Source organism: Aeromonas sp. FDAARGOS 1406 (genome assembly GCF_019048565.1).
Classification (GTDB): domain Bacteria; phylum Pseudomonadota; class Gammaproteobacteria; order Enterobacterales; family Aeromonadaceae; genus Aeromonas; species Aeromonas caviae.
This window is the reverse complement of the sequence record NZ_CP077378.1, coordinates 404539-429538: the sequence shown is the minus strand read 5'-3', so window position 1 is coordinate 429538 and position 25000 is coordinate 404539. Positions and strand designations below refer to the sequence as shown.

25 protein-coding genes are annotated in these 25000 nt (G+C 59.1%); 22 read left to right on the top strand and 3 right to left on the bottom strand.

Translation table 11 applies throughout. From position 1 onward, the window contains the following. Positions 1-37 precede the first annotated feature (37 nt). The 3 genes from I6L36_RS02010 (at position 38) to I6L36_RS21835 (ending at position 1049) form a co-directional block, all read left to right on the top strand. On the top strand, positions 38-310 hold the full coding sequence (locus I6L36_RS02010) for an acylphosphatase (protein WP_010674727.1): 273 nt from the start codon (positions 38-40) through the stop codon (positions 308-310). Between the two features lie 12 nt (positions 311-322). Further along, the gene (locus tag I6L36_RS21840; protein WP_053288198.1) at positions 323-718 is read left to right on the top strand and encodes a CHAD domain-containing protein; all 396 of its coding nucleotides are present in this window, start codon (positions 323-325) and stop codon (positions 716-718) included. Between the two features lie 61 nt (positions 719-779). Continuing rightward, positions 780-1049 carry a hypothetical protein gene (locus I6L36_RS21835; RefSeq protein WP_234716512.1) on the top strand — a complete coding sequence of 90 codons (270 nt, stop codon included), beginning with the start codon at positions 780-782 and terminating at the stop codon, positions 1047-1049. 71 nt (positions 1050-1120) lie between these two features. Here the strand turns inward: I6L36_RS21835 and metG are convergent, their stop codons facing one another. Continuing rightward, positions 1121-3154 carry a methionine--tRNA ligase gene (metG, locus tag I6L36_RS02000; RefSeq protein WP_109112459.1) on the bottom strand — a complete coding sequence of 678 codons (2034 nt, stop codon included), beginning with the start codon at positions 3152-3154 and terminating at the stop codon, positions 1121-1123. A 185-nt stretch (positions 3155-3339) separates the two neighbouring features. Here metG and apbC point away from each other — a divergent pair, with 185 nt between their 5' ends. The 4 genes from apbC (at position 3340) to I6L36_RS01980 (ending at position 7612) form a co-directional block, all read left to right on the top strand. Then, the gene (gene apbC / locus I6L36_RS01995; RefSeq protein ID WP_109112458.1) at positions 3340-4422 is read left to right on the top strand and encodes an iron-sulfur cluster carrier protein ApbC; all 1083 of its coding nucleotides are present in this window, start codon (positions 3340-3342) and stop codon (positions 4420-4422) included. 108 nt (positions 4423-4530) lie between these two features. After that, complete coding sequence (udk, locus tag I6L36_RS01990) at positions 4531-5175, top strand: uridine kinase (RefSeq protein WP_042017635.1); 645 nt, start codon at positions 4531-4533, stop codon at positions 5173-5175. A 63-nt stretch (positions 5176-5238) separates the two neighbouring features. Continuing rightward, positions 5239-5820 carry a dCTP deaminase gene (dcd, locus tag I6L36_RS01985; RefSeq protein WP_216986952.1) on the top strand — a complete coding sequence of 194 codons (582 nt, stop codon included), beginning with the start codon at positions 5239-5241 and terminating at the stop codon, positions 5818-5820. A 319-nt stretch (positions 5821-6139) separates the two neighbouring features. Further along, positions 6140-7612: an inorganic phosphate transporter gene (locus tag I6L36_RS01980; RefSeq protein ID WP_029314527.1), complete on the top strand. Its 1473-nt coding sequence runs from the start codon at positions 6140-6142 to the stop codon at positions 7610-7612. A 661-nt stretch (positions 7613-8273) separates the two neighbouring features. Here I6L36_RS01980 and rne read toward each other — a convergent pair. Continuing rightward, positions 8274-11420, bottom strand: a complete 3147-nt coding sequence (rne, locus tag I6L36_RS01975; RefSeq protein ID WP_119197658.1) for a ribonuclease E — start codon at positions 11418-11420, stop codon at positions 8274-8276. A 414-nt stretch (positions 11421-11834) separates the two neighbouring features. Between rne and rluC the strand changes: the two genes are divergently transcribed. Beyond that, entirely contained in the window at positions 11835-12779 is a 945-nt protein-coding gene (gene rluC, locus I6L36_RS01970; protein WP_201893979.1) for a 23S rRNA pseudouridine(955/2504/2580) synthase RluC, read from the top strand. 52 nt (positions 12780-12831) lie between these two features. Here the strand turns inward: rluC and I6L36_RS01965 are convergent, their stop codons facing one another. Next, entirely contained in the window at positions 12832-13413 is a 582-nt protein-coding gene (locus I6L36_RS01965; protein ID WP_109112865.1) for a nucleoside triphosphate pyrophosphatase, read from the bottom strand. A gap of 303 nt (positions 13414-13716) precedes the next feature. Here I6L36_RS01965 and I6L36_RS01960 point away from each other — a divergent pair, with 303 nt between their 5' ends. From I6L36_RS01960 to I6L36_RS01895, 14 genes are all read left to right on the top strand, one after another. Next, positions 13717-14226, top strand: coding sequence for a hypothetical protein (locus I6L36_RS01960; RefSeq protein WP_202605883.1), 510 nt, complete (start codon positions 13717-13719; stop codon positions 14224-14226). A gap of 196 nt (positions 14227-14422) precedes the next feature. After that, positions 14423-14944: a 23S rRNA accumulation protein YceD gene (yceD, locus tag I6L36_RS01955; protein WP_029314532.1), complete on the top strand. Its 522-nt coding sequence runs from the start codon at positions 14423-14425 to the stop codon at positions 14942-14944. Positions 14945-14964: 20 nt separating this feature from the next. Next, positions 14965-15132, top strand: coding sequence for a 50S ribosomal protein L32 (gene rpmF / locus I6L36_RS01950; protein ID WP_005300935.1), 168 nt, complete (start codon positions 14965-14967; stop codon positions 15130-15132). A 9-nt stretch (positions 15133-15141) separates the two neighbouring features. After that, complete coding sequence (gene plsX, locus I6L36_RS01945) at positions 15142-16161, top strand: phosphate acyltransferase PlsX (RefSeq protein ID WP_045524864.1); 1020 nt, start codon at positions 15142-15144, stop codon at positions 16159-16161. A 6-nt stretch (positions 16162-16167) separates the two neighbouring features. Further along, positions 16168-17127 (top strand): beta-ketoacyl-ACP synthase III, encoded by a 960-nt coding sequence (locus tag I6L36_RS01940; protein WP_010674740.1) that lies wholly within the window; start codon positions 16168-16170, stop codon positions 17125-17127. 66 nt (positions 17128-17193) lie between these two features. After that, complete coding sequence (gene fabD, locus I6L36_RS01935; RefSeq protein ID WP_042017641.1) at positions 17194-18129, top strand: ACP S-malonyltransferase; 936 nt, start codon at positions 17194-17196, stop codon at positions 18127-18129. A gap of 13 nt (positions 18130-18142) precedes the next feature. Beyond that, positions 18143-18877: a 3-oxoacyl-ACP reductase FabG gene (fabG, locus tag I6L36_RS01930; protein WP_039041169.1), complete on the top strand. Its 735-nt coding sequence runs from the start codon at positions 18143-18145 to the stop codon at positions 18875-18877. 157 nt (positions 18878-19034) lie between these two features. Next, complete coding sequence (gene acpP / locus I6L36_RS01925; protein ID WP_005300909.1) at positions 19035-19271, top strand: acyl carrier protein; 237 nt, start codon at positions 19035-19037, stop codon at positions 19269-19271. A gap of 81 nt (positions 19272-19352) precedes the next feature. Next, entirely contained in the window at positions 19353-20594 is a 1242-nt protein-coding gene (gene fabF, locus I6L36_RS01920; protein WP_109112824.1) for a beta-ketoacyl-ACP synthase II, read from the top strand. Positions 20595-20660: 66 nt separating this feature from the next. After that, on the top strand, positions 20661-21467 hold the full coding sequence (gene pabC / locus I6L36_RS01915) for an aminodeoxychorismate lyase (protein WP_043152704.1): 807 nt from the start codon (positions 20661-20663) through the stop codon (positions 21465-21467). Further along, entirely contained in the window at positions 21457-22458 is a 1002-nt protein-coding gene (mltG, locus tag I6L36_RS01910; RefSeq protein WP_109112825.1) for an endolytic transglycosylase MltG, read from the top strand. The genes pabC and mltG overlap by 11 nt, the downstream gene beginning before the upstream one ends. After that, a complete protein-coding gene (tmk, locus tag I6L36_RS01905) occupies positions 22458-23099 on the top strand; it encodes a dTMP kinase (RefSeq protein ID WP_042017643.1) in 642 nt (213 codons plus the stop codon). Before mltG ends, tmk begins: the two co-directional genes overlap by 1 nt. Beyond that, positions 23084-24031 carry a DNA polymerase III subunit delta' gene (gene holB, locus I6L36_RS01900; protein WP_043152706.1) on the top strand — a complete coding sequence of 316 codons (948 nt, stop codon included), beginning with the start codon at positions 23084-23086 and terminating at the stop codon, positions 24029-24031. The genes tmk and holB overlap by 16 nt, the downstream gene beginning before the upstream one ends. Before the next feature lie 12 nt (positions 24032-24043). Beyond that, positions 24044-24823, top strand: coding sequence for a TatD family hydrolase (locus tag I6L36_RS01895; protein WP_043152708.1), 780 nt, complete (start codon positions 24044-24046; stop codon positions 24821-24823). Positions 24824-25000 lie beyond the last annotated feature (177 nt).

Genomic DNA, 25000 nt, shown 5'->3' with positions numbered 1-25000 from the left:
CCCCGGGGAAAAATTACTTAAGGGAAAGGTGTGATAAATGGGAGAGCAATCGTTTGTCGTGCGGGTGTGGGGTCAGGTTCAGGGAGTGGGGTTTCGCTACTTCACCCGGGAGCGGGCGCTGCAACTGGGGCTGCGGGGGCATGCCTACAACCTGGAAGATGGCTCGGTGGAAATCCTGATTGCCGGTCCCGAACAGAAGGTACAGATGATGCTGGGCTGGCTTGAGCACGGGCCCCGAACCGCCACCGTCACCCGAATGGAGTGCACCCAGGCGTTGCCACCCACCGGAACCGGTTTTCATACCAACTAGCCGGGAGGGTTCATGGGGGAGAGCTGGATTGCGCAGGCCAACCGGCTCGTTGGGCAATATCGGGGGGCGACCCTGGCACTGCGCGAGCACAAGGGGATGGAAGAGGTGCATGCCTACCGGATAGCGGCCCGCCGCCTGCTGGCGCTGCTCGCCCTGTGGCGACCCCTCATTCATGAGCCCGAGCTGGAGCGGCGATTGACCCGTGCTGTCGGCACGCTCTCCGCCCTGCGCGATGCCCAGGTCTATGCGCAGCATCATGGTGGCTCGCTTCGGCAGAACCGCTTGCCACGGGTCCCCCTGTTGACCGGCCCGTTGGCTGGCCCGACTGGAAGAGGTACCCGTCGGTGTCGATCTCTTGCCGCTGTTTCAGCTGCATCTGGCGCTGTCACTGTCGGATGCACTGGCTAAGACCTCCTCCCTTCCTGTGGGCATCAGGGCGAGACTTCGGTGCTGGCACCGGCTGCGTCTGGTGCTGAAACAGGCGCGCTACGGGATGGAGCTGCTGACGGCTCAGGGGGGAGGGGATCCGGCCTGGTTGTCCATGCTGGTGAGCTGGCAGGAGCGTCTTGGGCAATTGCAGGACAGACGCCAATGGCTCAGACGCCTTCGGGGCGAAACGGGGCGAGGTCAGCAACGGCGAGCCCTGAAAACAGAGATCCGCTGCCAACTACTGCAACTGGATTGCCATCAGGTGGAGCTGGTCGGCCTTCGCATGGCATTGCAGCAGAGCGGGCAGTAAGCACCCCACAAGATAAAAAAAGAGAGGCCATTGGCCTCTCTTTTCATTGGGACTGTCCGGGAAGGGGCGTATTACTTCACGCGCATGCCCGGCTGGGCACCTTCCTGGGGCTCGAGGATCCAGAGATCCTTGCCACCCGGACCTGCCGCCAGCACCATGCCTTCGGACATGCCAAAGCGCATCTTGCGCGGGGCCAGGTTGGCCACCATCACGGTCAGCTTGCCTTCCAGATCTTCCGGGTTGTAGGCGGACTTGATACCGGCAAAGACCTGACGGGTTTCGCCGCCGATATCCAGTTGCAACTTCAGCAGCTTCTCGGCTTCCGGCACCGCTTCGGCTTTCTTGATCAGCGCCACCCGCAGGTCAATCTTGGCAAAGTCGTCGTAGGTGATGGTCTCGCTGATGGGATCGTCCACCAGGGGGCCTGCCGGCTTCTTGCTCTGTTCCTTGGCGAGATCTTCCTTGGACGCTTCCACCATGGCATCCACCTTGGCGGACTCGATGCGGGAGAAGAGTGCCTTGAAGGGGGCGACGCCGTGGTCGACCAGAGGGGCGGTGATGCCATCCCAGGTCAGGGTTTCGCCAAGGAAGGCTTCGGCGCGCTCGGCCAGTTGCGGCATGACGGGCTTCAAGTAGGCCATCAGCACGCGGAACAGGTTGATGCCGACGGAGCAGACGGCTTGCAGCTCGGCATCCGCCCCTTCCTGCTTGGCGATGACCCAGGGAGCCTTGTCGTCCACATAGCGGTTGGCCTTGTCGGCCAGGGCCATGATCTCGCGGATGGCGCGGCTGAATTCGCGCGCTTCATAGGCTTCGGCGATGCTGGCGCTGGCGTTGGCAAACTCGGCGTAGAGTGCGGGTTCGGCGCAGGTGACGGCCAGCTTGCCGTCAAAACGCTTGGCGATAAAGCCGGCGTTGCGAGAGGCCAGGTTGACCAGCTTGTTGACCACATCGGCGTTGACGCGGGAGACGAAGTCTTCGAGGTTCAAGTCCAGATCGTCGATGCGGCTGTTGAGCTTGGCGGCGTAGTAGTAACGCAGGCACTCCGGATCCAGGTGCTGGAGATAGGTGGACGCCTTGATGAAGGTGCCCTTGGACTTGGACATCTTGGCGCCGTTGACGGTCACATAGCCGTGCACGTTGACCTTGGTCGGCTTGCGGAAGTTCGCGCCTTCCAGCATGGCCGGCCAAAACAGGCAGTGGAAGTAGGCGATGTCCTTGCCGATGAAGTGATAGAGCTCGGCGTCGGAGTCCGCTTTCCAGTAGCTGTCGAAGTCGATGTCGCCGCGCTTGTTGCACAGGTTCTTGAACGACGCCATGTAGCCGATGGGGGCGTCCAGCCAGACATAGAAGTATTTGCCGGGGGCACCGGGAATTTCGAAGCCGAAGTAGGGGGCGTCACGGGTGATGTCCCACTGCTGCAGGCCGCTTTCGAACCACTCTTGCATCTTGTTGGCCATCTCTTCCTGGATGGCGCCGGAGCCGCGTACCCAGTCGGCGAGCCAGGCTTCGAACTGGGGCAGGTCGAAGAAGTAGTGCTCTGAGTCCTTCATCACCGGGGTCGCACCGGAGACGGCGGATTTCGGATCAATCAGCTCGGTCGGGCTGTAGGTGGCGCCGCAAGCGTCGCAGTTGTCACCGTACTGATCGGGGGACTTGCACTTGGGGCAGGTGCCCTTGACGAAGCGATCCGGCAGGAACATGGATTTTTCCGGATCGAACAGTTGGGAGATGGTGCGGATCTTGATTTTGCCGGACTCTTTGAGGCGGCCATAGATCACGCCCGCCAGCTCGCGGTTCTCGTCGCTGTGGGTGGAGTGGTAGTTGTCGAAGCTGATGTTGAAACCGGCAAAATCCCCCTGGTGCTCCTGGGATACGGCGGCAATCATCTCTTCCGGCGAGATCCCCATCTGCTGGGCTTTGAGCATGATGGGCGTGCCGTGGGCATCGTCGGCACAGACGAAATGCACCTGATGGCCACGCATTCGCTGATAACGAACCCAGATATCGGCCTGGATGTGTTCCAGCATGTGGCCGAGATGGATGGAGCCGTTGGCATAGGGGAGGGCGCAGGTTACCAGCATTCTACGAGGATCAGTTGCCATAATACGTTCTTTATGTGCCTGTTGGGATGATACAGTGCCGTGCATGTTACCCGAATTGGGGGCGGCCTGCCTAGGGTTGTGGCCCCCGGTGCCCTGACTGGCGGCATCACGATGACGTCGGCAAGCCACTGATTTATGTGCGGTAACCGTTCACCTCAGCATAACGACAACATAATGGGGAGTTAATGGTGATTGATTCAGTAAAACAGATCCTGGCCGAATTTAAGCCGGCAGGATGGGGCAAGGATCTGGTCGCGGCCGGTTTTGTGCGTTCCGTCGAGCGGCACGAACAGACCCTGGCCATCACGCTGGTGCTGCCCTTTGCCGGCCAGTCCCTGTTTGAACAGATCAAAGAGGAGTTCGATGCCCGGCTGCGCAGCGCAACCGGTGCGACCCGCATCGACTGGACGGGGGAGATAGACGTGGCCAGCATGCCCCGCGCGCAGCAACTGGCGGCGGTACAGGGGATCCGCAATATCCTGGTGGTTGCCTCCGGCAAGGGAGGGGTGGGCAAGTCCACTACCGCGGTCAACCTGGCGCTGGCGCTGCAAAAAGAGGGGGCGCGGGTCGCCCTGCTGGATGCGGACATCTATGGCCCCTCCATCCCGACCATGACGGGGACCCTCAAGGAGCGCCCTGTCAGCTTTGATGGCAAGTTGATGGAGCCGGTGATGGCCTGCGGCATCAAGAGCAACAGCATCGGTTATCTGGTGGCTGAGCAGGATGCCACCATCTGGCGCGGTCCCATGGCGAGCAAGGCACTCGGGCAGATCCTACACGAGACCCGCTGGGGCGAGGTGGACTACCTGGTGGTGGACATGCCCCCGGGCACCGGCGATATCCAGCTGACGCTGGCCCAGCAGGTGCCCACCACGGCGGCGGTAATCGTCACGACGCCCCAGGATGTGGCGCTGGCAGATGCCCGCAAGGGGATTGCCATGTTCAACAAGGTCAATGTGCCTGTGCTTGGCATCGTCGAGAACATGAGTTACCACGTCTGCAGCGCCTGCGGGCATCACGAGCCGTTGTTCGGTACCGGCGGTGGCCAGAAGATGGCGGAGCAGTATCACGTGGCGCTGCTTGGTCAGTTGCCGCTGCATATCGACATTCGCCAGCACATGGATGAAGGCTGCCCCACCGTGTTCGGTGCGCCGGATGGCGAGCTGTCACAGACTTACCTGAAACTGGCTCGCCGGGTAGGGGCCGAGCTCTATTTCAGCGCAAAACCGATTGCGACCCCGCTCTACACGGTGGCGCTGGACGAATAATCGGCGTTCGGCCAAGAGGGACGGATTTGGGGTGGGCATGGCCACCCCTTTTTCATATAATGGATCGGTTTAAACAATCCCCAGTGCTCTTCTCTTTAGGTATTTTCAATGTCTGATACTCAACATTCCTGCGTGATCATCGGTATTGCTGGTGCATCCGCGTCCGGCAAGAGTCTTATCGCCCAAACCATCTATGAAGAGCTGGTGGCCGAGCTGGGAGCGGGTCAGATTGGTGTGATCACCGAGGATTGCTACTACCGTGATCAGACCCACCTGACCATGGAAGAGCGGGTCAAGACCAACTATGACCACCCCAATGCCCTGGATCACGATCTGCTGGTGCAGCATCTGACCCAGCTGACGCAAGGGGAGGCGGTCAACATTCCCCAGTACTCCTATACCGAGCACACGCGCATGAGCGAGGTCACCACCTTTGCACCGCGCCGTGTCATCATCCTCGAAGGGATACTGCTGTTGACCGACAGCCGCCTGCGCGAACTGATGGACGCCTCCATCTTCATGGATACCCCGCTCGACATCTGTTTGCTGCGCCGTCTGGTGCGCGATGTGCAGGAGCGCGGTCGTACCATGGACTCCGTGCTCAAGCAGTATCAGAAGACTGTGCGTCCCATGTTCATGCAGTTCATCGACCCGTCCAAGCAGTATGCCGACGTGATCGTGCCCCGTGGCGGCAAGAACCGCATCGCCATCGACATGCTCAAGGCGCGTATCCGCCATATGTTGATTGGTTGAGAGAAAACAAGCCGGGTGATGCCCGGCTTTTTTTAATGAATCTTTTGTCAGGAGAGTCGCAGAATGCGTCTTTGTGATACCGATATCGAACGGCACCTGGATGAAGGCAAGATCGTCATCGAGCCGCGGCCCGGTGTTGAGCGGATCAGCGGCGTCAGCGTCGATGTGCTGCTGGGCAACGAGTTTCGGGTGTTTCGCGATCATACCGCGCCTTATATCGACCTTGGCGGTACCAGTGCCGAGATGGCCGATGCCATCGAGCTGGTGATGAGCGAGGAGATCCACGTGCCGGACGGTGAAGCCTTCTATCTGCACCCGGGTCAGCTGGCGCTGGCGGTGACCTATGAATCGGTTACCTTGCCCGCCGATATCGTCGGCTGGCTGGATGGTCGCTCCTCCCTGGCGCGCCTCGGCCTCATGGTACACGTCACCGCCCACCGCATCGATCCGGGCTGGTCCGGTCGCATCGTGCTGGAGTTTTACAACGGCGGCAAGTTGCCTCTGGCCCTGCGTCCCAAGATGAAGATCGGTGCCCTGAACTTCGAGATGCTGTCAGGTACTGCGGCTCGCCCGTACAACAAACGGGAAAATGCCAAATACAAGAGTCAGCAAGGGGCTGTGGCCAGCCGGATCAACCAGGATTGACCCCCGCACCGTGCGGCTTGTCTATCGAGGAGGGTGCCAGGGCACCCTCTTTTATATCTGACAAAAGGAAACGGACGTGCCGAGCGGGTTGAAAGCGGCCTTTTTCGGGACATCGAGCTATGCTTAGGCTTTGATTGACGCCTATCCACAGCAATGGAATGGACTTAAATTAATCCTCGACAAGCCCCGTTCCTACAGGCCATAAGACATTTTCTGACGGAATGCCCTTTTTTTTTTTTGCTGAAATATTTCAACAACGGGTATGGCGCATCGAGCCTTCTGGCATAATCCGCCGCAACTCATAAACAGGTTCGTTTTTATGTTTGAAATGTTTAGTGGTTTGGGTTTGTGGTGGTCAATCGGTTTGGTATTGGCCGTTTTTTTTGTGCTGGCCTATGAATTCATCAACGGCTTTCACGATACCGCCAACGCGGTAGCAACGGTTATCTATACCAAGGCGATGCCGGCTCATATGGCGGTGGTGGCTTCCGGTCTGTTCAATTTCGCCGGTGTCATGCTGGGTGGATTGGGGGTGGCCTATGCCATCGTTCACCTGCTGCCCATCGATCTGCTGCTTGGCATGGACTCTACCCAGGGTCTGATCATGGTGTTCTCCCTGCTGTTCTCGGCCATCGTCTGGAACCTGGGAACCTGGTACTTCGGTATTCCGGCATCCAGCTCCCACACCCTGATCGGTTCCATCCTGGGGGTAGGCGGCGCCTATGCCCTGATCAGCCATCAACCCCTGAAAGAGGGTATCAACGTCGGCAAAGCCATCGACATCATGCTCTCTCTCATCATCTCTCCCACCGTGGGCTTCATCATTGCCGCCCTGCTGCTGTTCGCAATGAAGCGCGTATGGCTTGGCAGCAAGATCCACAAGACCCCGGAAGAGCGCCTGCTGGTGGACGGCAAGAAGCATCCACCGTTCTGGGCACGTGTCACTCTGATTTGTTCCGCAATGGGGGTGAGCTTCGTGCACGGCTCCAACGATGGTCAGAAAGGCATCGGTCTGGTGATGCTGGTGCTGATCTGCATGGCGCCTGCCTATTTTGCGCTGGACATGAACAGCCGCTCCTATGATCTGGACAGAACCCAGGATGCCAACCAGCGCATTATGGAGATCTACCAGCGTAACCAGGATCAGGTCTCCCATCTGGTGAACTTCAGTGTCCCTGCCAAAGCCCAGGAGGAGCTGATGAGCCACTGTGCGGCAGGGGAGGCCCTGCAGGCCATGGCGACCCTCGACAAGCGTCTGGGCCAAGTGCGCACCTACGAGGAGATGAATCTGGTGGATCGCCGCGAAGTGCGTCGCCTGCTGCTGTGCATCGACGACACTGCCCGCAAGGTCTCCAAATTGCCGCTGCCGGCCAAGGAGTTGACCGATCTTGCCAAATGGCGCAAGGATCTGACCGCCACGGCCGAATATGCGCCGACCTGGGTCATCGTGTCCATCGCGCTGGCGCTCGGTTGCGGCACCATGGTGGGCTGGCGTCGTATCGTCTACACGGTAGGGGAGAAGATTGGTTCCTCCGGCATGACCTACAGCCAGGGCATTGCAGCCCAGATCACGGCCGCCGCGTCCATCGGGATTGCGAGTCTGACCGGGATGCCGGTGTCCACCACCCACATTCTCTCCTCCGCGGTGGCGGGGACCATGGTGGCCAACAAGTCCGGCCTGCAGAGCCAGACCATCAAGACCATTCTGCTGGCCTGGGTGCTGACGTTGCCGCTCACCATGCTGCTCTCCGGCGGTCTCTTCCTGCTGAACAACCATCTCTTTGGCGGATAAGCGCGACAGTCATTGGAAATGAAACAAGGGCCTTCGGGCCCTTTTTTGTTGCCTGGTGAATGTCACGTCATGCGGCAATAGTTCAATGAGTAATAGCTATATGCCATCAGACAAGAAGTTGAATGACATTATCTATCACCTCTTTAGCTTCTCTACATCCCTCAACCACTCGTTGTGCACAGTGAGGGGAACCTGCCTGTGTGACGCCTTGTTACGAGCCGACCCTTGCACGTGAAGCTGAAGGGAGGGCGTTCAACGGGTCTATGATCCTCACCAGAAATGATGAGAGTGAAGAGTGCCACAGGTTGCCCTATGTCTGGCATTCCCGTTCAACCTGGGTTGTCTCAGCCACCACTGAACACACCGACTGTGCTACCAAAGGGGAACGCTGCCAGACTGTTTGCCAATGGCTTCATATGCTGTCAATGCACGGACCCTGTCGACAAAGCAGGGCATGTCGTGATGTTTTGACAGAGATGAATCCTCTGTCTGGTGTGTTATTCACGTCTTGCTTGGACTGAGTGTGTGTGGCCGCTGAACATCGTGAAAGCGGCGGATATCGAACGGGCAGGGAGGGAGAGCAAGGCGATGTCAGCCCCAATAAAGAGACAAAAAAAGAGCCACACGATGTGTGGCTCTTCATTCAGACTAACGAGTCTGCTCAGGGGCGACCGGCCGGGCTGGTTGCAACGTTGCTGGCAGCGGTGCTGCCACCGTGGCGACCGGAGGTCACGACTTCACTGCGTACCAGGGGAGCGTACTCCACGGGTTCACGGGGTGTCGGGGCAGGAGCTGCAGCCGGCGTTGCCATGGGGGCATAAGCCTTGCGGGCACGGGCCAATACACCGGCACCCTTGCTGACCTTCACTTCGGGGCTGGTTGCTGGCTCGGTTTGCACCACGGCAGCCGGCATCTCGACGACCTCCGCCTCGGCGGTGGCCGTCTCCTCAGCGATCACGACAGGTGCCGCTTCAGCAACCGGTGCAACCTCTTCTGGAATGGCCTCAACTTGTTGGGTCTGCTCGACAGCGTCGATCACGGCGACAGGTTCGTCATGAGAGGCGGTGTTGACGATAGGTTCGACCATCTCGGGTTCGACAACTGCCACTTCGGCGACGGGTTCAGCGTCTGCTTGCGCAGCCTGCTCAACTTCGTCAGTGGAGGGCGCATCCACAGCCTGGGCTGCCAGTGCTTGCTCTGCCGCTTCCTCAGCAACGGCTTCAGCCACCACGTGTTCGGTTAGTGCGGCGGAGGCCTGCAGGGCGGCAGCAACCGCTTCTGCGCTCGGAATGGTGATGACAGGCACAACCGGTTCTTCCACCTTCACCTGAGCCGCATCGGCCTGGGCCGCGGTAGTCAGCTGCACTTCACCTTGTGCTTCCTCTTCACGCTGGCCACGAGCCTCTTCGTTGATGCGCTTGCGACGTTGCCCTTCGATGCGCTGATTGCGCGGGGTACGGCGGGAACGACGCTGACCTTCGCCTTGCTCTTCTTGTTGCTCAGCAGCGGCGGCTTGCACGTCGGCGACATCGGTGATTTGCTCGTCAGTCGGCAGGGCAGGGGTGTCGGTCGCGGCGACATCGACACGGATCTGCTTGCGCAGTTGGCGACGTTCGCGGCGCTCGGCCACTTTTTGCTCTTTTTCCTGACGCGGTTCAGCGCTGGCGACCGCAGTATCAACGGTATCAACCGCTTCGACGCTCACCTCGGCACGGGGTTCGCGGGGGGCGCGAGGTTCACGAGCCGGACGCGGGGCACGAGGTTCGCGCTCCTGGCGGGGTTCGCGAGGCTCACGCTCCATGCGCTGTTCGGTGCGCACTTCGCCACGGGGTTCCCGTTCCTGGCGCGGTTCCCGCTCTTGACGAGGCTCACGCTCTTTGCGCGGGCGACGATTGCGATCACTGCTCTCGCGGCTGGCTGCGCCTTCACGCTTCTCGCCGGCCTCGGCATTGCGACTGCCGCGGTTGTCATCGCGACGGCCACGTTGACCACGGCTGCGGGATTCATCGCGCTGGTGACGGTGCCCGTCATCCTTGCGAGCTTCGCGCTGGGCGGCCGGTTTGTCGGCAGGCGCCTTCACCTCGGCCGGAGCAGCATCGGAGGAGGCACCGAACAGGCCGGAGAAGGCCTTGGCCAGCTTGCCAAAGAAGCCGACTTGTTCTGCAACCGGAGCGGGAGTCGCAACAGGAGCCGGGGCGGTGGGCGCAACCGGCTGGGGAGCCGGGGCAAACCCTTGCAGCAGCGGCTGTTCGCGCTCGACTACCTGAGCCTGGCGCGGCTGATAGACCGGCTTGGCAATCTCGGTTTTGAGCTCGTAGCTGGCCGCTTCCGGGATCTCGTTCTGACGGATGCGGGTCACTTCGTAGTGCGGGGTTTCCAGATGCTGGTTCGGAATGATGTAGACACGCACATCATTGCGCTGTTCCAGATTGGCGATGGAGGTACGCTTCTCGTTGAGCAGATAGGCGGCCACATCGACCGGCACCTGGGCATGAACCTGCTCGGTGTTGTCCTTCATGGCCTCTTCTTCGATGAGACGCAGGATGGACAGGGCGAGGGATTCGTTGTCACGGATGACCCCCTGACCCTGGCAACGGGGGCAGATATGGCTGCTGGACTCGTTGAGGGAGGGACGCAGACGCTGGCGAGACATCTCCAGCAGACCGAAACGGGAGATACGGCCCAGCTGGATACGGGCACGATCCTGATGCACCGCTTCACGCAGACGGTTTTCCACTTCGCGCTGATGGCGAACCGGGGTCATGTCGATGAAGTCGATGACAATCAGGCCACCCAGGTCACGCAGGCGCAGCTGGCGGGCAATCTCGTCTGCTGCTTCCAGGTTGGTCTGCAGGGCGGTCTCTTCGATATCGCCGCCCTTGGTGGCGCGGGAGGAGTTGATATCGATGGAGGTCAGTGCTTCGGTCGGGTCGATGACGATGCTGCCGCCGGAGGGCAGGCGCACTTCGCGCTGGAAGGCCGATTCGATCTGGCTCTCGATCTGGAAGTGGTTGAACAGGGCGACATCACCCTTGTACAGCTTCACGCGATTGAGGAAATCGGGGCGGACCAGCTCGATATGTGACTTGGCGCGCTCGAAGATGACCGGGTTGTCGATCAGGATCTCACCCACATCGCGACGCAGATAGTCACGGATGGCGCGCACGATGACGTTGCTCTCCTGGTGAATGAGCACCGGAGCGGAACGTTGTTGTGACGCCTTGTGGATGGAGTCCCAGTGATTGAGCAGAACGTTCAGATCCCACTCCAGCTCTTCCGGGGACTTGCCCACACCGGCGGTGCGCACGATGAGGCCCATGCCGTCCGGCACGGTCAGTCCGCTCAGGGCTTCCTTCAGCTCGGTCCGCTCGTCACCCTCGATGCGACGGGAGATGCCGCCGGCACGGGGGTTGTTCGGCATCAGCACCAAGTAGCTGCCAGCCAGACTGATGAAGGTGGTGAGGGCTGCACCCTTGGTACCACGCTCTTCCTTGTCGATCTGGACAATCACTTCCTGGCCTTCGCGGACCACTTCTTTGATGTTGGGACGACCCTGATAGGAGTAACCGGAGGGGAAGTAATTGCGGGCGATTTCCTTTAACGGCAGGAAACCGTGGCGTTCGGCGCCATAGTCAACAAAAGCAGCTTCGAGACTGGGTTCTACTCGGGTGATTTTGCCCTTGTAAATGTTCGCTTTTTTCTGCTCGTGTCCCGGACTTTCAATATCCAAATCGTAGAGCTGTTGTCCGTCAACCAGCGCTACGCGCAACTCCTCTTCCTGAGTCGCGTTGATTAGCATTCTTTTCATTGAGTTCTCATTATTTTGTCATTTTGATTCCTCCACTGGGTCCTGCCGGCGCCGGCCTCGGGTCTTCAGCATGCTGGGGCAACCTCCCGGTTGGGGTATGCATGAGGCGCAAACTAAGGGCACTCTGGTTCAGCCTTCTCGAGAGGGCGTGAATTAAGGATACCGATGTGGAGACAATTTACGTCGGCTCTGTTTGTGTTCTCCATGCGTTGTACCTCGCACCCGGGAACCGTCATGTTCTTGTATACACGGTGTTTCGGGATTGGGTGGCATACATTTTGGCCACTTAGTACAAGGCTTGAACACAATGACAAAACCTTGTTTATTATCCCATTTAAACCACTTTTATAGCAAGACGCCATTTTTTAACAAAGCATGGAGCCAAGGGCTGTCAGCGGTGTTAAAATCCGCGCCATGACACAGATACATCAACAAGTGCAGCTGCTCACCATCGAAGCTGAGCATGACGGGCAGCGCATCGACAATTTTCTCAAGACTCAGTTAAAGGGCGTCCCCAAGAGCCTGATTTATCGCATCCTTCGAAAAGGGGAGGTGCGGGTCAACAAGAAGCGCATCAAACCGGAATACAAGCTTTGTGCCGGTGACGAGGTGCGTGTGCCCCCCGTGCGTGTGGCAGAGAAGAATGAGTTGCCTTCTGCCAACCTCGGCAGCATCCAGCGTCTGGAGAGTCAGATCCTGTTTGAAGACGACGCCATGATAGTGCTCAACAAGCCGTCCGGCATGGCAGTTCACGGCGGCAGCGGCCTGAGTTTTGGCGTCATCGAAGGGCTGCGTGCCCTGCGCCCCGAAGCCCGTTTCCTCGAACTGGTGCACCGGCTGGATCGCGACACCTCCGGCGTACTGCTGGTTGCCAAGAAGCGCAGTGCCCTGCGCAGCCTGCACGAGCAGCTGCGGGTCAAGACCATGCGCAAGCAGTATCTGGCGCTGGTGCGTGGCCAGTGGCAACCCCACGTCAAGGTGGTCAATGCGCCACTTCGCAAAAATGATCTGCAATCCGGCGAGCGGGTGGTGCGGGTCAGCAGCGATGGCAAGCCCTCCGAGACCCGGTTCCGGATTGCCCGTCAGTTTGCCGAGGCCACCCTGGTCGAGTGCAGCCCCATCACTGGCCGTACTCACCAGATCCGTGTCCACACCCAGCACGCCGGCCATCCCATCGCCTGCGATGACAAATATGGTGAGGCCGGTTTTGATGAAAAGATGCGAGGGCAGGGGCTAAAGCGTCTGTTCCTGCACGCCTGGAAGCTCACCTTTACTCATCCGGTGGACGACCGGGAGATGCAGGTGGAAGCACCATTGTCACCGGAACTTGAGGCGTTTCTTGCCAAGCTGCCACGCTGACAGCCATGAAAAACGGGAGCCTTGGCTCCCGTTTTTCATGGCAGAGTTCTTGTTATGGCAGAGCCAAGCCGTGGCGACCCAGGAGATCAACCAAGCCTATCAGGGGAAGACCGACAAGGGCGTTGGGATCGCGCCCCTCCAGCGCCTTGAACAAGACGATGCCCATTCCCTCGCATTTGAAGCTGCCGGCACAATCCAGAGGACGTTCGGCCTCCACATAGCGACGGATGGCGGCTTCGTCGAGCGAGCGAAAATGCACGGTGAAAGGCTCGACGAGCTGCTCGGCATGGCCATTCGCAGCATTGATCACACAGAGCCCGGTGTAAAAGATGATGTGCTTGCCTTGTGCCTGCAGCAACTGCTCGACCGCCTTCTCCACCGTGCCGGGCTTGCCGAGGATCTGCCCGTCACAGACGCACACCTGATCTGAACCGATGATCAATCCTTGATCACGGTCAGCGGCAACGGCATTCGCCTTGGCAAACGCCAATCTGCTGACCAGGGCTTCTGCGGTCTCCCCGTGTCGCGCCGTCTCATCGACTTGAGGCGCAGCACAGTGGAATGGCTGACCGAGTTTTTCCAGCAAGGTTTTGCGGTAGGACGAAGTGGACGCGAGAATCAAGGAAGGCTGCATGTTTTGATGATATCCATTTATAAATCAATTGGTTGATTCTATCTGTGCAGATGGGGCCACGCAAACAGGAGATGTCTAGAGCGGGACTCGCCTAATTAGCGGGAAGCATGCATGCTGAGGGAACCACAGCGCAAACACAAGAGATCGGAATTGAGCGTGATGACACGATATGCGGCCTTGGTCATGGCACTGATCTCCTTCGCCAGCTGGGCAGGGACATGGCAACTTCGCCAGGGGGATGAGGGGGTGATGCTTTGGACTCAGCCACATCCTCCGACCTCTTTTCAGGCCTTACGTCTGGAGATGCGGGTGAATGCCGATCCTGGCGCGCTGATCACGGTGCTGCGCAACACGGCGCGCCATGAAGAGTGGTTGCCCCAGAGTCGTGAAGTCAGGGTGCTGGCCAGATCGGGTCCCGACGATGATCTGGTCTATACCCGCCTGGCATCTCCCTGGCCGGTGCAAGACAGGGAGCTCATCACCCGCTCCCATCTGAGTCGACGTATTGATTGCGGCCTGACTCTCGAGGTGTGGGCAGAGCCGAATGCCCTGCCATTGCATGCAGGGCTGTTCCGGATCCAGGAAAGCGCCGGACGGTGGGAGGCGCTACCCCAACGGGATGGCAGCACACTCGTTCGGCTCGAAACCTATACCAATCCGGGCAACAACTTGCCGGGCTGGCTGGTCAATCCCATTGCCATCAAGGCTGCCGTGGGCAGTTTCAAAGCCATACGCCGACTGATGGAAGCCGAGCCCAGAGTGGCTGCGACACCAGGCCTGCTGGGGAGCGACCCGCGCTGTTCTGCCACCTGATGAGACACCAAGGAGCACATCCGGTGGACAGACAGGGGTGGGGAACAGGATCCTGTGCCAGATCCTGCACGATATGGCATAATCGGCTACCGATGAGCACAAGTTCCTCTTGCAGGAGCCTGTGAAGGTAAAATCATCGGCGGTAAGGACTTTTTCCTTTGACTATCCCTTGTTGGACCTATAATATTCGCGCCCTATGCAAAAGGTGAAGTTGCCCGTTAAGGTTGATCCAGTCCGTAATGCCTTGAAGCTACTCGATTATGTCGGGATAGTGGAAAAGTCGCAGATGCCCAGGCTGGAGGAATCAACCGAAGGCTTGCGAAGTGATGTGGATGTCACACTGCACTTTGGCAAAGATGTCCAGAAGTTGACCGTTATGAAAGGCACTGCCCATGCCAAGGTCGACCTGGTTTGCCAGCGTTGTGGTGAGACGTTTGAACACCTTTGTGAAGCTAGTTTTATTTACACTCCGCTGTTCGAAAGAACAAACGAGGAAGAACTGCCGGAAGCTTATGAGCCCATTGAGTTGGACGAAAACGGCGAGATAGATCTTCATCAAATCCTGGAGGATGAACTCATCCTCTCGTTGCCTCAGGTAGCCATGCATCCGGTGGATGTGTGCCCCAGAGGAAACATGGAGATGACCTGGGGTGAAATCGAACCTGCTGATGAGCGGCCGAATCCCTTTGCAGTTCTTGAAGCGCTCAAACGTAAGTGAATTTTAGGAGTTAGCCTACCATGGCCGTACAACAGAACCGTAAAACCCGCGCCAAGCGTGGCATGCGTCGTTCCCACGATGCGCTGACCACCGCTGCCCTGACTGTTGATCAGACCAGTGGCGAAATTCATCGTCGTCACCACGTGACTGCCGATGGTTTCTACCGCGGTAAAAAGGTAATCGCTTAAGGATTGCCTTTGTCTACGCAAACTGTCGCGCTAGACATAATGGGGGGAGATATCGGCCCCTCGGAAACAGTGCCTGCCGCCGTGCAGGCACTGTCTCTTCTACCCCAGCTAAAACTTGTTCTGGTCGGTGATCAACACCAGACCGCCCCTCTTCTGCAGCAACATGGCCTGCTCAACCACCCTCGCGTTCGTCTCGTGCATGCCTCCCAGGTCGTGGGCATGGGCGAAAAGCCTATCGTGGCGCTGCGTACCCTGAAAGACTCCTCCATGCGCGTGACCCTGGATCTGGTCAAGAGCGGCGCTGCCGATGCCTGTGTCAGTGCAGGCAACACCGGTGCCTTGATGGCCATGGCCAAGTGCGTGCTCAAATCCTTGCCCGGTGTTGACCGGCCAGCCCTCATCAAGGCGCTGCCCACATTGAGTGGAAAGCGGACCGTGATGCTGGATCTGGGTGCGAACGTGAGCTGCGATGCCGACACCCTGTTGCAATTTGCCGTGATGGGCGCCGTAGTCGCAGAGAAGGTGGAGGGGATACCTTCACCCAGAGTGGCACTGCTCAACGTAGGGGAGGAGGAGATCAAGGGCAACGACCTGGTGCGCCACAGCGCCGAGTTGCTGCGCCAATGCTCCGCCCTGAATTTTGTCGGTTTCATTGAGGGGGACAGGATCTTCAGCGGCGAGTGCGACGTGATCGTCTGCGACGGTTTCGTGGGCAACGTGGCGCTCAAGACCGCGGAGGGGGTGGTGCGGATGATGGCCGAACTGGCCGGATATCCGCGCAAAAAACGCAGTTTTCTTGGTCGACTCGCCGGATTTATGTTCAAACGGCGTTTCTCTTACCTGAACCCCGACCAGTATAATGGCGCGAGTCTGTTAGGATTGCGCGGCATTGTGGTAAAAAGCCATGGGCGGGCCGAGCGCCGCGCTCTGTGTCATGCGATTCTGCTGGCCGCACAAGAAGCCAGACATCAACTTCCATTGCAAATTGCAGATCGCCTTGAATCTGTCTTTTCCGACAGGGATTTATAAAACTCTATGCATAGCAAAATTCTGGGTACTGGCAGTTATCTGCCGAGTTCGGTTCGTACCAACGCCGATCTTGAACAGATGGTTGAAACCAGTGACGAATGGATCGTGGAACGCACCGGGATCCGTGAACGCCGTATCGCCGGAGCCGACGAAACCGTCGCGACCCTTTCTCATCAGGCGGCCTTGCGTGCGCTTGATGCGGCAGGTCTGACTGCCGCCGATCTGGACATGATAGTGCTGGCCACCACCAGCGCAGAGAATGCCTTCCCAGCTGCTGCCTGTGAACTGCAGGGGCTGCTTGACGTACCGGGGATCCCGGCGTTTGACGTAGCCGCCGCCTGTGCCGGCTTTACATATGCTCTCGCCATCGCCGATCAGTTCGTCAAATCCGGCGCTGCTCGCCACGTGCTGGTTGTCGGTGCGGACGTGCTGTCACGTATGTGCGATCCCGAGGATCGCGGCACCATCATCCTGTTCGGGGATGGGGCAGGGGCCGTGGTCATCGGTGCCAGCGACACTCCTGGGATCCTCTCCACCCATCTGCATGCCGATGGCCGTTATGGCGAGCTGCTCAAACTGCCGCAGCCCCGTCGCGGCATGCCGGGTGCTGAGCTCGAAGCCTACATGTACATGAAGGGCAACGATGTCTTCAAGGTGGCGGTGACACGCCTTAGCGAGATCGTGACCGAAACCCTGGCTGCGGCCAACGTCGAGCCGAGCGAGCTGGACTGGCTGGTGCCCCATCAAGCCAACTTCCGCATCATCAATGCCACCGCCAAGAAACTCGGCATGGGGCTCGACAAGGTGATCCTGACCCTGGATCGTCATGGCAATACCTCCGCGGCCTCCGTGCCCATCGCCTTCGATGAAGGGGTGCGCGATGGTCGCATCAAACCCGGCCAGCTGGTCCTGCTGGAAGCCTTCGGCGGCGGTTTTGCCTGGGGCTCTGCGCTGGTTCGCCTCTGATACCGAGCGGTGCCCGGTCCTCGGGCGCCCGCTTACCGAATTCGTCTTACCTTAAAGGAATCAATGATGACCCGATTTGCCATTGCCTTCCCGGGACAAGGCTCCCAGAGCGTCGGCATGCTGGCCGAGCTGGCTGAGCAACACGCCGTGATTAAAGAGACCTTCGCCGAGGCGAGCCAGGTGCTGGGTTATGACCTGTTTGCCCTGGTGATGGCAGGCCCGGCCGAGGATCTCAACAAGACCTGGCGTACCCAGCCAGCGCTGTTGACCGCCTCCGTCGCGCTGTGGCGCCTGTGGCAACAACAAGGCGGGGCAACCCCTGCCGTGATGGCCGGCCACAGCCTGGGGGAATACTCCGCTCTGGTGTGCAGCGGCGCGCTGGCGTTTGCCGATGCCGTCAAACTGGTCGAGCTTCGTGGTCTGGCCATGCAGGAAGCCGTACCGGAAGGGACTGGCGCCATGGCTGCCATCATCGGTCTGGACAACGAGAGCATCGCTGCCAACTGTGAGAAAGCGGCCCAGGGGCAGGTGGTCTCTCCGGTCAACTTCAACTCTCCGGGCCAGGTGGTCATCGCCGGCCACAAAGAGGCGGTCGAACGTGCCAACGTGCTGATGAAAGAGTCAGGCGCCAAGCGTGCCCTGCCGCTGCCGGTCTCCGTGCCCTCCCACTGCGCCCTGATGAAACCGGCCGCAGAAAAGCTGGCCGCCGCCCTGGATGGGATCGAGATCAAGGTTCCCGCCATCGCCGTCATCAATAATGTCGACGTCTCTTGTGAGCAGGATCCTGCCGCCATCAAGCAAGCCCTGGTGCGTCAGCTGTTCAGCCCGGTTCGCTGGACTGAAACGGTAGAGCGCATGGCAAACGACGGTGTTACCCTCGAAATCGAGATGGGCCCGGGCAAGGTGTTGACCGGCCTGGCCAAGCGCATCGATGCGCGAGTGGAAGGTATTCACGCCAACGACGCCGCCTCGTTCGAGCAGGCGCTGGCTCAGATCAAGTAAACAGGAGCAAGTCATGAGTTTTACCGATAAGGTTGTGTTGGTCACTGGCGCCAGCCGTGGCATTGGTCGTGCGATTGCGGAGACGTTTGCTGCTCGTGGCGCCAAAGTCGTGGGGACCGCGACCAGCGAGAGCGGTGCCGAGGCGATCAGTGCTTACCTGGGTGAGCAAGGCTGCGGCATGGCACTGAACGTGACCAGTCAGGAATCCATCGAAACCGTCTTCGCCGCCATCAAGGCGCGTTTTGGCGACATCGACATCCTGATCAACAACGCCGGCATCACCCGCGACAACCTGCTGATGCGGATGAAGGATGACGAGTGGAACGAGATCATCGACACCAATCTCACCTCCCTGTACCGTCTGAGCAAGCCGGTATTGCGTGCCATGATGAAGAAGCGCAACGGTCGCATCATCAGCATCGGTTCCGTGGTCGGCACCATGGGCAACGCCGGTCAGGTCAACTATGCTGCTGCCAAGGCTGGTCTGGTTGGCTTTACCAAGTCGCTGGCCCGTGAAGTGGCATCTCGTGGCATCACGGTGAATGCGGTTGCTCCCGGTTTCATCGAGACCGACATGACCAAGGCGCTCAATGAAGAGCAGCGCGCCGGCATCATGAATCAGGTGCCTGCCGCCCGTTTGGGCGATCCGAAAGAAATTGCTGCCGCTGTGGTATTCTTGGCATCGGATGATGCCGCCTATATTACCGGCGAAACCCTGCATGTTAATGGCGGGATGTACATGGTGTAATCAATTTGTCGTGAGTTCTGTTCAAATTTGCGATAATACGCCGAAGTTTGGCGAATTTCGTGGTTTGACCAGCGGCAAGTCACTTGCAAACTCACGTCAATTGAATACACTACCCCAACCAGACGCAATAGCGTATTTTTAAAGGAAAATTCAGGTCATGAGCAACATCGAAGAACGCGTAAAGAAAATCATCATCGAACAACTGGGTGTTAAAGAAGAAGACGTGAAGAACGCTGCCTCCTTCGTCGACGACCTGGGCGCTGACTCTTTGGATACCGTTGAACTGGTAATGGCGCTGGAAGAAGAATTCGATACCGAAATTCCTGATGAAGAAGCCGAGAAGATCACCACTGTTCAAGCGGCTATCGACTACATCACCGCTAATCAGGAATAAGTTCCTGTTCTGAAAGAAGCGGCCCAAGGGCCGCTTCTTTTATGTTTACCCCTTTCAAAACACCTCTCGGAGACTACCTCAGTGTCAAAACGCAGAGTCGTGGTGACCGGCTTGGGGATGCTTTCCCCGGTAGGCAACACTGCCGAATCCAGCTGGCAAGCCCTGCTCAACGGGCAGAGCGGCATTTCCCTCATCGACCACTTTGATGCAAGCGAGTTCGCAACCCGTTTCGCAGGCCTGGTCAAGGATTTCGACCCCGAAGAGTTCGGCATCAACCGCAAAGAAGCCCGCAAGATGGATCTCTTCATCCAGTATGGCGTGGCGGCGGGTGTTCAGGCCCTGGAAGATTCCGGCCTGATCATCAACGAAGAGAACGCGGAGCGGGTAGGCGTTGCCATCGGCTCTGGTATCGGCGGTCTGGGTCTCATTGAGCAGAACCACAGCAGCCTCATCAATGGCGGCCCCCGCAAGCTGAGCCCTTTCTTCGTTCCGTCCACCATCATCAATATGGTGTCCGGTCATCTTTCCATCATGAAAGGCATGCAGGGCCCGAACATCGCCGTGACAACCGCCTGTACCACGGGTACCCATGCCATAGGCATGGCTGGCCGGATGATCGCCTATGGCGATGCGGACGTGATGGTCGCCGGTGGTGCCGAGAAAGCCTCCACCCCCATGGGCATGGGCGGCTTTGCCGCTGCCAAGGCGCTCTCCACCCGCAATGACGAACCACAGAAGGCGAGCCGCCCCTGGGACAAGGATCGCGACGGTTTCGTGCTGGGCGACGGTGCCGGCGTACTGGTGCTGGAAGAGTATGAACATGCCAAGGCTCGCCGCGCCAAGATCTATGCCGAGCTGGTCGGCTTTGGCATGAGCGGGGATGCCTATCACATGACGGCCCCTCCCTCGGACGGCGATGGTGGCGCACGCGCCATGAAGAACGCCATCAAGGATGCTGGCATCGCACCCGAGCAGATCGGTTACATCAATGCTCACGGTACCTCTACCCCCCTTGGGGATGTGGCAGAGCTGCGCGGCATGAAGAAGGTGTTTGGTGAACATGCCAGCGCCCTGATGGTCAGCTCCACCAAGTCCATGACAGGCCACCTGTTGGGTGCGGCTGGCGCCATCGAGGCGATCATCACCGTGCTCTCTCTGCGTGACCAGATGGTGCCTCCCACCATCAACCTGGACAACCCGGATGATGAGTGCGACCTGGATCTGGTGCCGCACGTTGCCAAGGCCGGCAGCTTCGAATATGCCCTCTCCAATTCCTTCGGTTTTGGCGGCACCAATGGCTCCCTGATCTTCAAACGCGTATAATTCGCTCTGGGCGAATGATAAGGCCCGATACGGCAGTATCGGGCCTTTTTTATCGGAGGGATCCCCTTGCTGATTAATGGAATACCCACAGAAACACTGTCAGCCAGGGATCGTGGGCTGGCATACGGTGATGGTCATTTCACCACCATGCTGGTGAGGGAAGGGAAGGTACTCTGGTGGCAGGACCATCTGGCCCGGCTGCAACATGCCAACGCCCGGCTTGGTTTTGGCGAGCACTCCTGGGACCTGCTTGCCGACGAAGCGGCGCAGCTGGCTTCTGGGCAGACACAGGCTGTCGTCAAGATAATGCTGACCCGGGGCGCCGGTGGGCGGGGATATGACGCCGCAGGCTGTGACACGCCCACTCGCATCGTCTCTCTGGCACCTTATCCTGAGCATTATCATGATTGGCAGCAAACCGGCATCAATGCCCTGGTATGCCAGCAGCAGCTTGGTGACAGTCCCATGCTCGCCGGTCTCAAGACGCTGGGGCGCCTCGAACAAGTGATGCTGAAGCGCGAACTTGCTGCGCGTGGCGGGGTCGAAGGTATAGTCTTGAACAGCCGGGGATTTCTGGTAGAAGGGGTCAGCGCCAATCTGTTTTGGCGTCGTGGCAGGACGGTGTTCACACCGGATCTCACCCGCGCCGGGATCGATGGCATCATGCGCAAGCGCGTGATGACGATGCTTAAACAGATGGGCATTGAACTGCGTGTCGTTGAGGCTCCATTGGAGTCACTCTGGCAGGCGGAAGAAGTCTGGCTGACCAATACCCTGATGGGGATTGTCCCGGTCACCCGCATCGGGGATATGCACTATCCCAGTCCGGTATTGATCCGCCGTTTACAGGAGCGCTTGGTCATTGAAGTTTAATCGGCTTTACACCCTGCTCGCAGGGGCGGCACTCTCTGTCGCCGTTGTCGGAGGGTACGTGTATCACAAGTGGCAACAGGTGGAGACGCTCACCAACAAGGGGCCAACACGCCTCTTTACCGTCGAAAAAGGCGCCCATGCGGCGCGCCTGATTGCCGAACTGGGGGAGGGGGAAACCAGCCCCTGGGCGGTGCGTCTCTGGTTGCGCGGTCATCCCGAACTGGTGGCCATCAAGTCCGGCACCTATGAAATCAAGGAAGGGGCGCCGCTCAAGGAGACTCTCTCTCTCTTTGCTTCCGGCAAGGAGTTTCACTTCAGCCTGACCTTTGTCGAAGGGTCCCGATTTGAGGATTGGCTGAAGCAACTTTCCAGCGCCCCCTATCTGGAGCGCCTGACTCTGGAGCAGAGCGAAACCGAGCTGGCTCAGGAGCTCGGCATCGAAAATGGCAAGCTGGAGGGGTGGTTCCTGCCGGAAACCTACGCCTATACCACTCATGCCAGCGATCTTTCGATCCTGCGCCGCGCCTATCAGGACATGAAAACGTTCCTAGAGGCTTCCTGGGAGAAGCGTCAGGCCAATCTGCCTTACAAGACTCCCTATGAAGCGCTCATCATGGCCTCCATCATCGAAAAAGAGACGGGCCAACCGGATGAACGGGCCCAGATTGCTTCTGTGTTCGTCAACCGTCTACGCCTTGGCATGAAGTTGCAGACCGACCCTACCGTCATCTATGGGGTGAAGGAGAGGTACGATGGCAACATTCGCCGCAGCGATCTGACCGACGTGAACCCCTACAACACCTATGTGATCGACGGTCTGCCTCCGACGCCCATCGCCATGCCGGGCAAGGCCTCCATCGAGGCGGCGCTCAACCCCAAATCGACCGACTATCTCTACTTCGTTGCCAAGGGGGGCGGTGCCCACTACTTCTCCAAGACCCTCGATGAACACAATCGGGCGGTGCGTGAATACATATTGAAGAAACCCTAATGTCTAAATTTATCGTGATTGAAGGATTGGAAGGGGCAGGGAAGAGTTCTGCGGTGCGCTATGTGACCGACTATCTGCAAGCCCACGGAGTTGCGCGGATCGAGTGCACCCGGGAGCCGGGCGGCACGCCGCTGGCGGAACGCATGCGGGCCATCGTCAAGGAAGTGCACGACGAGCGCCTGACCGTCGAGGCCGAGCTGCTGTTGATGTACGCCTCCCGGGTACAACTGGTGGAGACCCGGATCAAGCCTGCCCTGGCAGACGGCATCTGGGTAGTGGGCGATCGCCACGATCTCTCCTCCCAGGCCTATCAGGGGGGTGGCCGCGGCATCGATGCGAACCTCATCGGCGCCATCAAACGGGCGGTCCTCGGGGATTTCAAGCCGGATCTGACGCTCTATCTGGACATCGATCCTGCCATCGGCCTGCAGCGGGCCCGCCATCGCGGCGAGCTGGACAGGATTGAGCTGGAGCAGATCGGCTTCTTTGAACGTACCCGCCAGCGTTACCTCGAGTTGGCGGCCGCCGATGATTCCATCCAGGTCATCGATGCCGGGTTGCCCCCGGCGCAAGTCAAAGCCGCCATCGAGGCAGCCCTTGAGCATTATCTGGCAAGCGAGGGGCTATGTATCCCTGGCTGATCCCGGATTGGCATGCCTTGAGCGAGACGTCCCGGGCCGGACGGCTCGGCCACGCCTGGTTGCTGCTAGGCGATCCCGGCCTTGGCAAGGAGCAGCTTGCAGAGCGACTGGCGCGACTGCACCTGTGTCAGCATCCACAACGAGGTGAGCCCTGCGGTCAGTGCCACTCCTGCCAGCTTTTTGAGAAGGGGCATCACCCGGATCTTGGCACCCTGGGGCCAGAGGGCAAGACCATAGGTGTCGAAGCCATCCGGGAGATTTGCAGCCGCCTCCAGAGCACGTCCCAGCTCGGTCGCGGCAAGGTGGTGATCATTCAGGAGGCGGAGCGCATGACGGAGTCTGCCGCCAATGCTTTGCTGAAGACGCTGGAAGAGCCGGCTGGCGACAGTCTGTTGCTGCTCATCGCATCCCGGGTATCTCGCCTGCTCCCCACCATCTTGAGCCGTTGTCACAAGCATGTCTGCCAGCTCCCCTCTGAGGGGGAGACCCTTGCCTGGCTCGCCGAGCAGGGCCATCAGGCGACCCAGGCCCAGGTGCGGATCTGCCAGGGTGCGCCGCTGCGGGTGCTGAGCTATATCGAAGCACAGCAAGATGATGCCAGACGGGCATTGCTCGACGGATTTGTCTCGCTGGCATCGGCCCCCACCCGTGCGGCGAATGTCTGCGCCCAGTTGGCCGAGGATAATCAGGTCCGGCTGCACTGGTTGCAGCTCTTCTTGTGCGATGCCCTCAAGCTTCAGGCTGGCTGCGGCCATCATCAACTGGCGATGCCGGATCTTGCATCACTCAGCCAGCAACTGGCTGAGAGACACTCCAGCGAACGGCTCCTGGAAGCTGAACAGCAGCTGGTTGTGCTGAAGGAGGCTTGTCAGCCAGGGCAGCTTTCCAATCCCACCATCCATTTGATGAACTGGCTCAATCGCTGGTTATAAACAAGGTTGTCTATGTTACTCGTTGATTCCCATTGCCATCTCGATCGCTTGAGTTATGGCTCCAAGCAGACCGACATGGCCGATGTACTGGCCAAGGCGGCGCAGCAGAGCGTGGGATATTTTCTCTGCGTGAGTGTGACTCAGGCCCAGTTCCCGACCATGATGGAGGCCATCGCCCCCCATCCCCAGGTGTTTGCCTCCTGCGGTGTTCACCCGCTCAATCAGGATCCCGGGGTGGATGCTGCCTTGCTGCTGACTCAGGCGGCCGATGAGAAAGTGGTGGCCATCGGCGAAACCGGGCTCGACTACTTCTATTCACCGGAAAACAAGGATGTACAGCAAGCCTCTTTCCGCGAACATATCCGGGTAGCCCGGGCACTGAACAAACCGCTCATCATCCACACCCGGGATGCCCAGGAAGACACGCTGCGGATCATACGAGAGGAGGGGGCCGAACAGGTGGGCGGAGTGCTGCACTGCTTCACCGAGTCCCTCGAAATGGCCGAGGCCGCGATGGCCATGGGGTTCTATATTTCCATCTCGGGAATAGCCACTTTCAAGAACGCCTCAGCCCTGCAGGCAGTGGTCAAGGCGTTGCCCCTGGAGCGACTGATGGTTGAAACCGACTCTCCCTATCTGGCACCGGTTCCGCACCGGGGGAGGGAGAACGAGCCGGCCTTTGTTCGCGACGTTGCCCAATTTATCGCGGATCTTCGCCAGATTCCGCTCGCCGAATTGGCGGAGGCCACCAGCCACAATTTCTTCGAATTGTTCAAGTTGGCAAAGCGATAACAGACAACGCCCCGCATAGCGGGGTGTTTTACTATGACAATCTGCACTATCACGACCCATCCAAAAACAATAATGTCAAGTTGTTATCTCTCACTTTGTGTGGTTGATGCTGATGAGATCAAATCGCCAGTTCCTGATAAAACGGAGCAGGGATGACAGAGTGCTTGAGGAATAAAT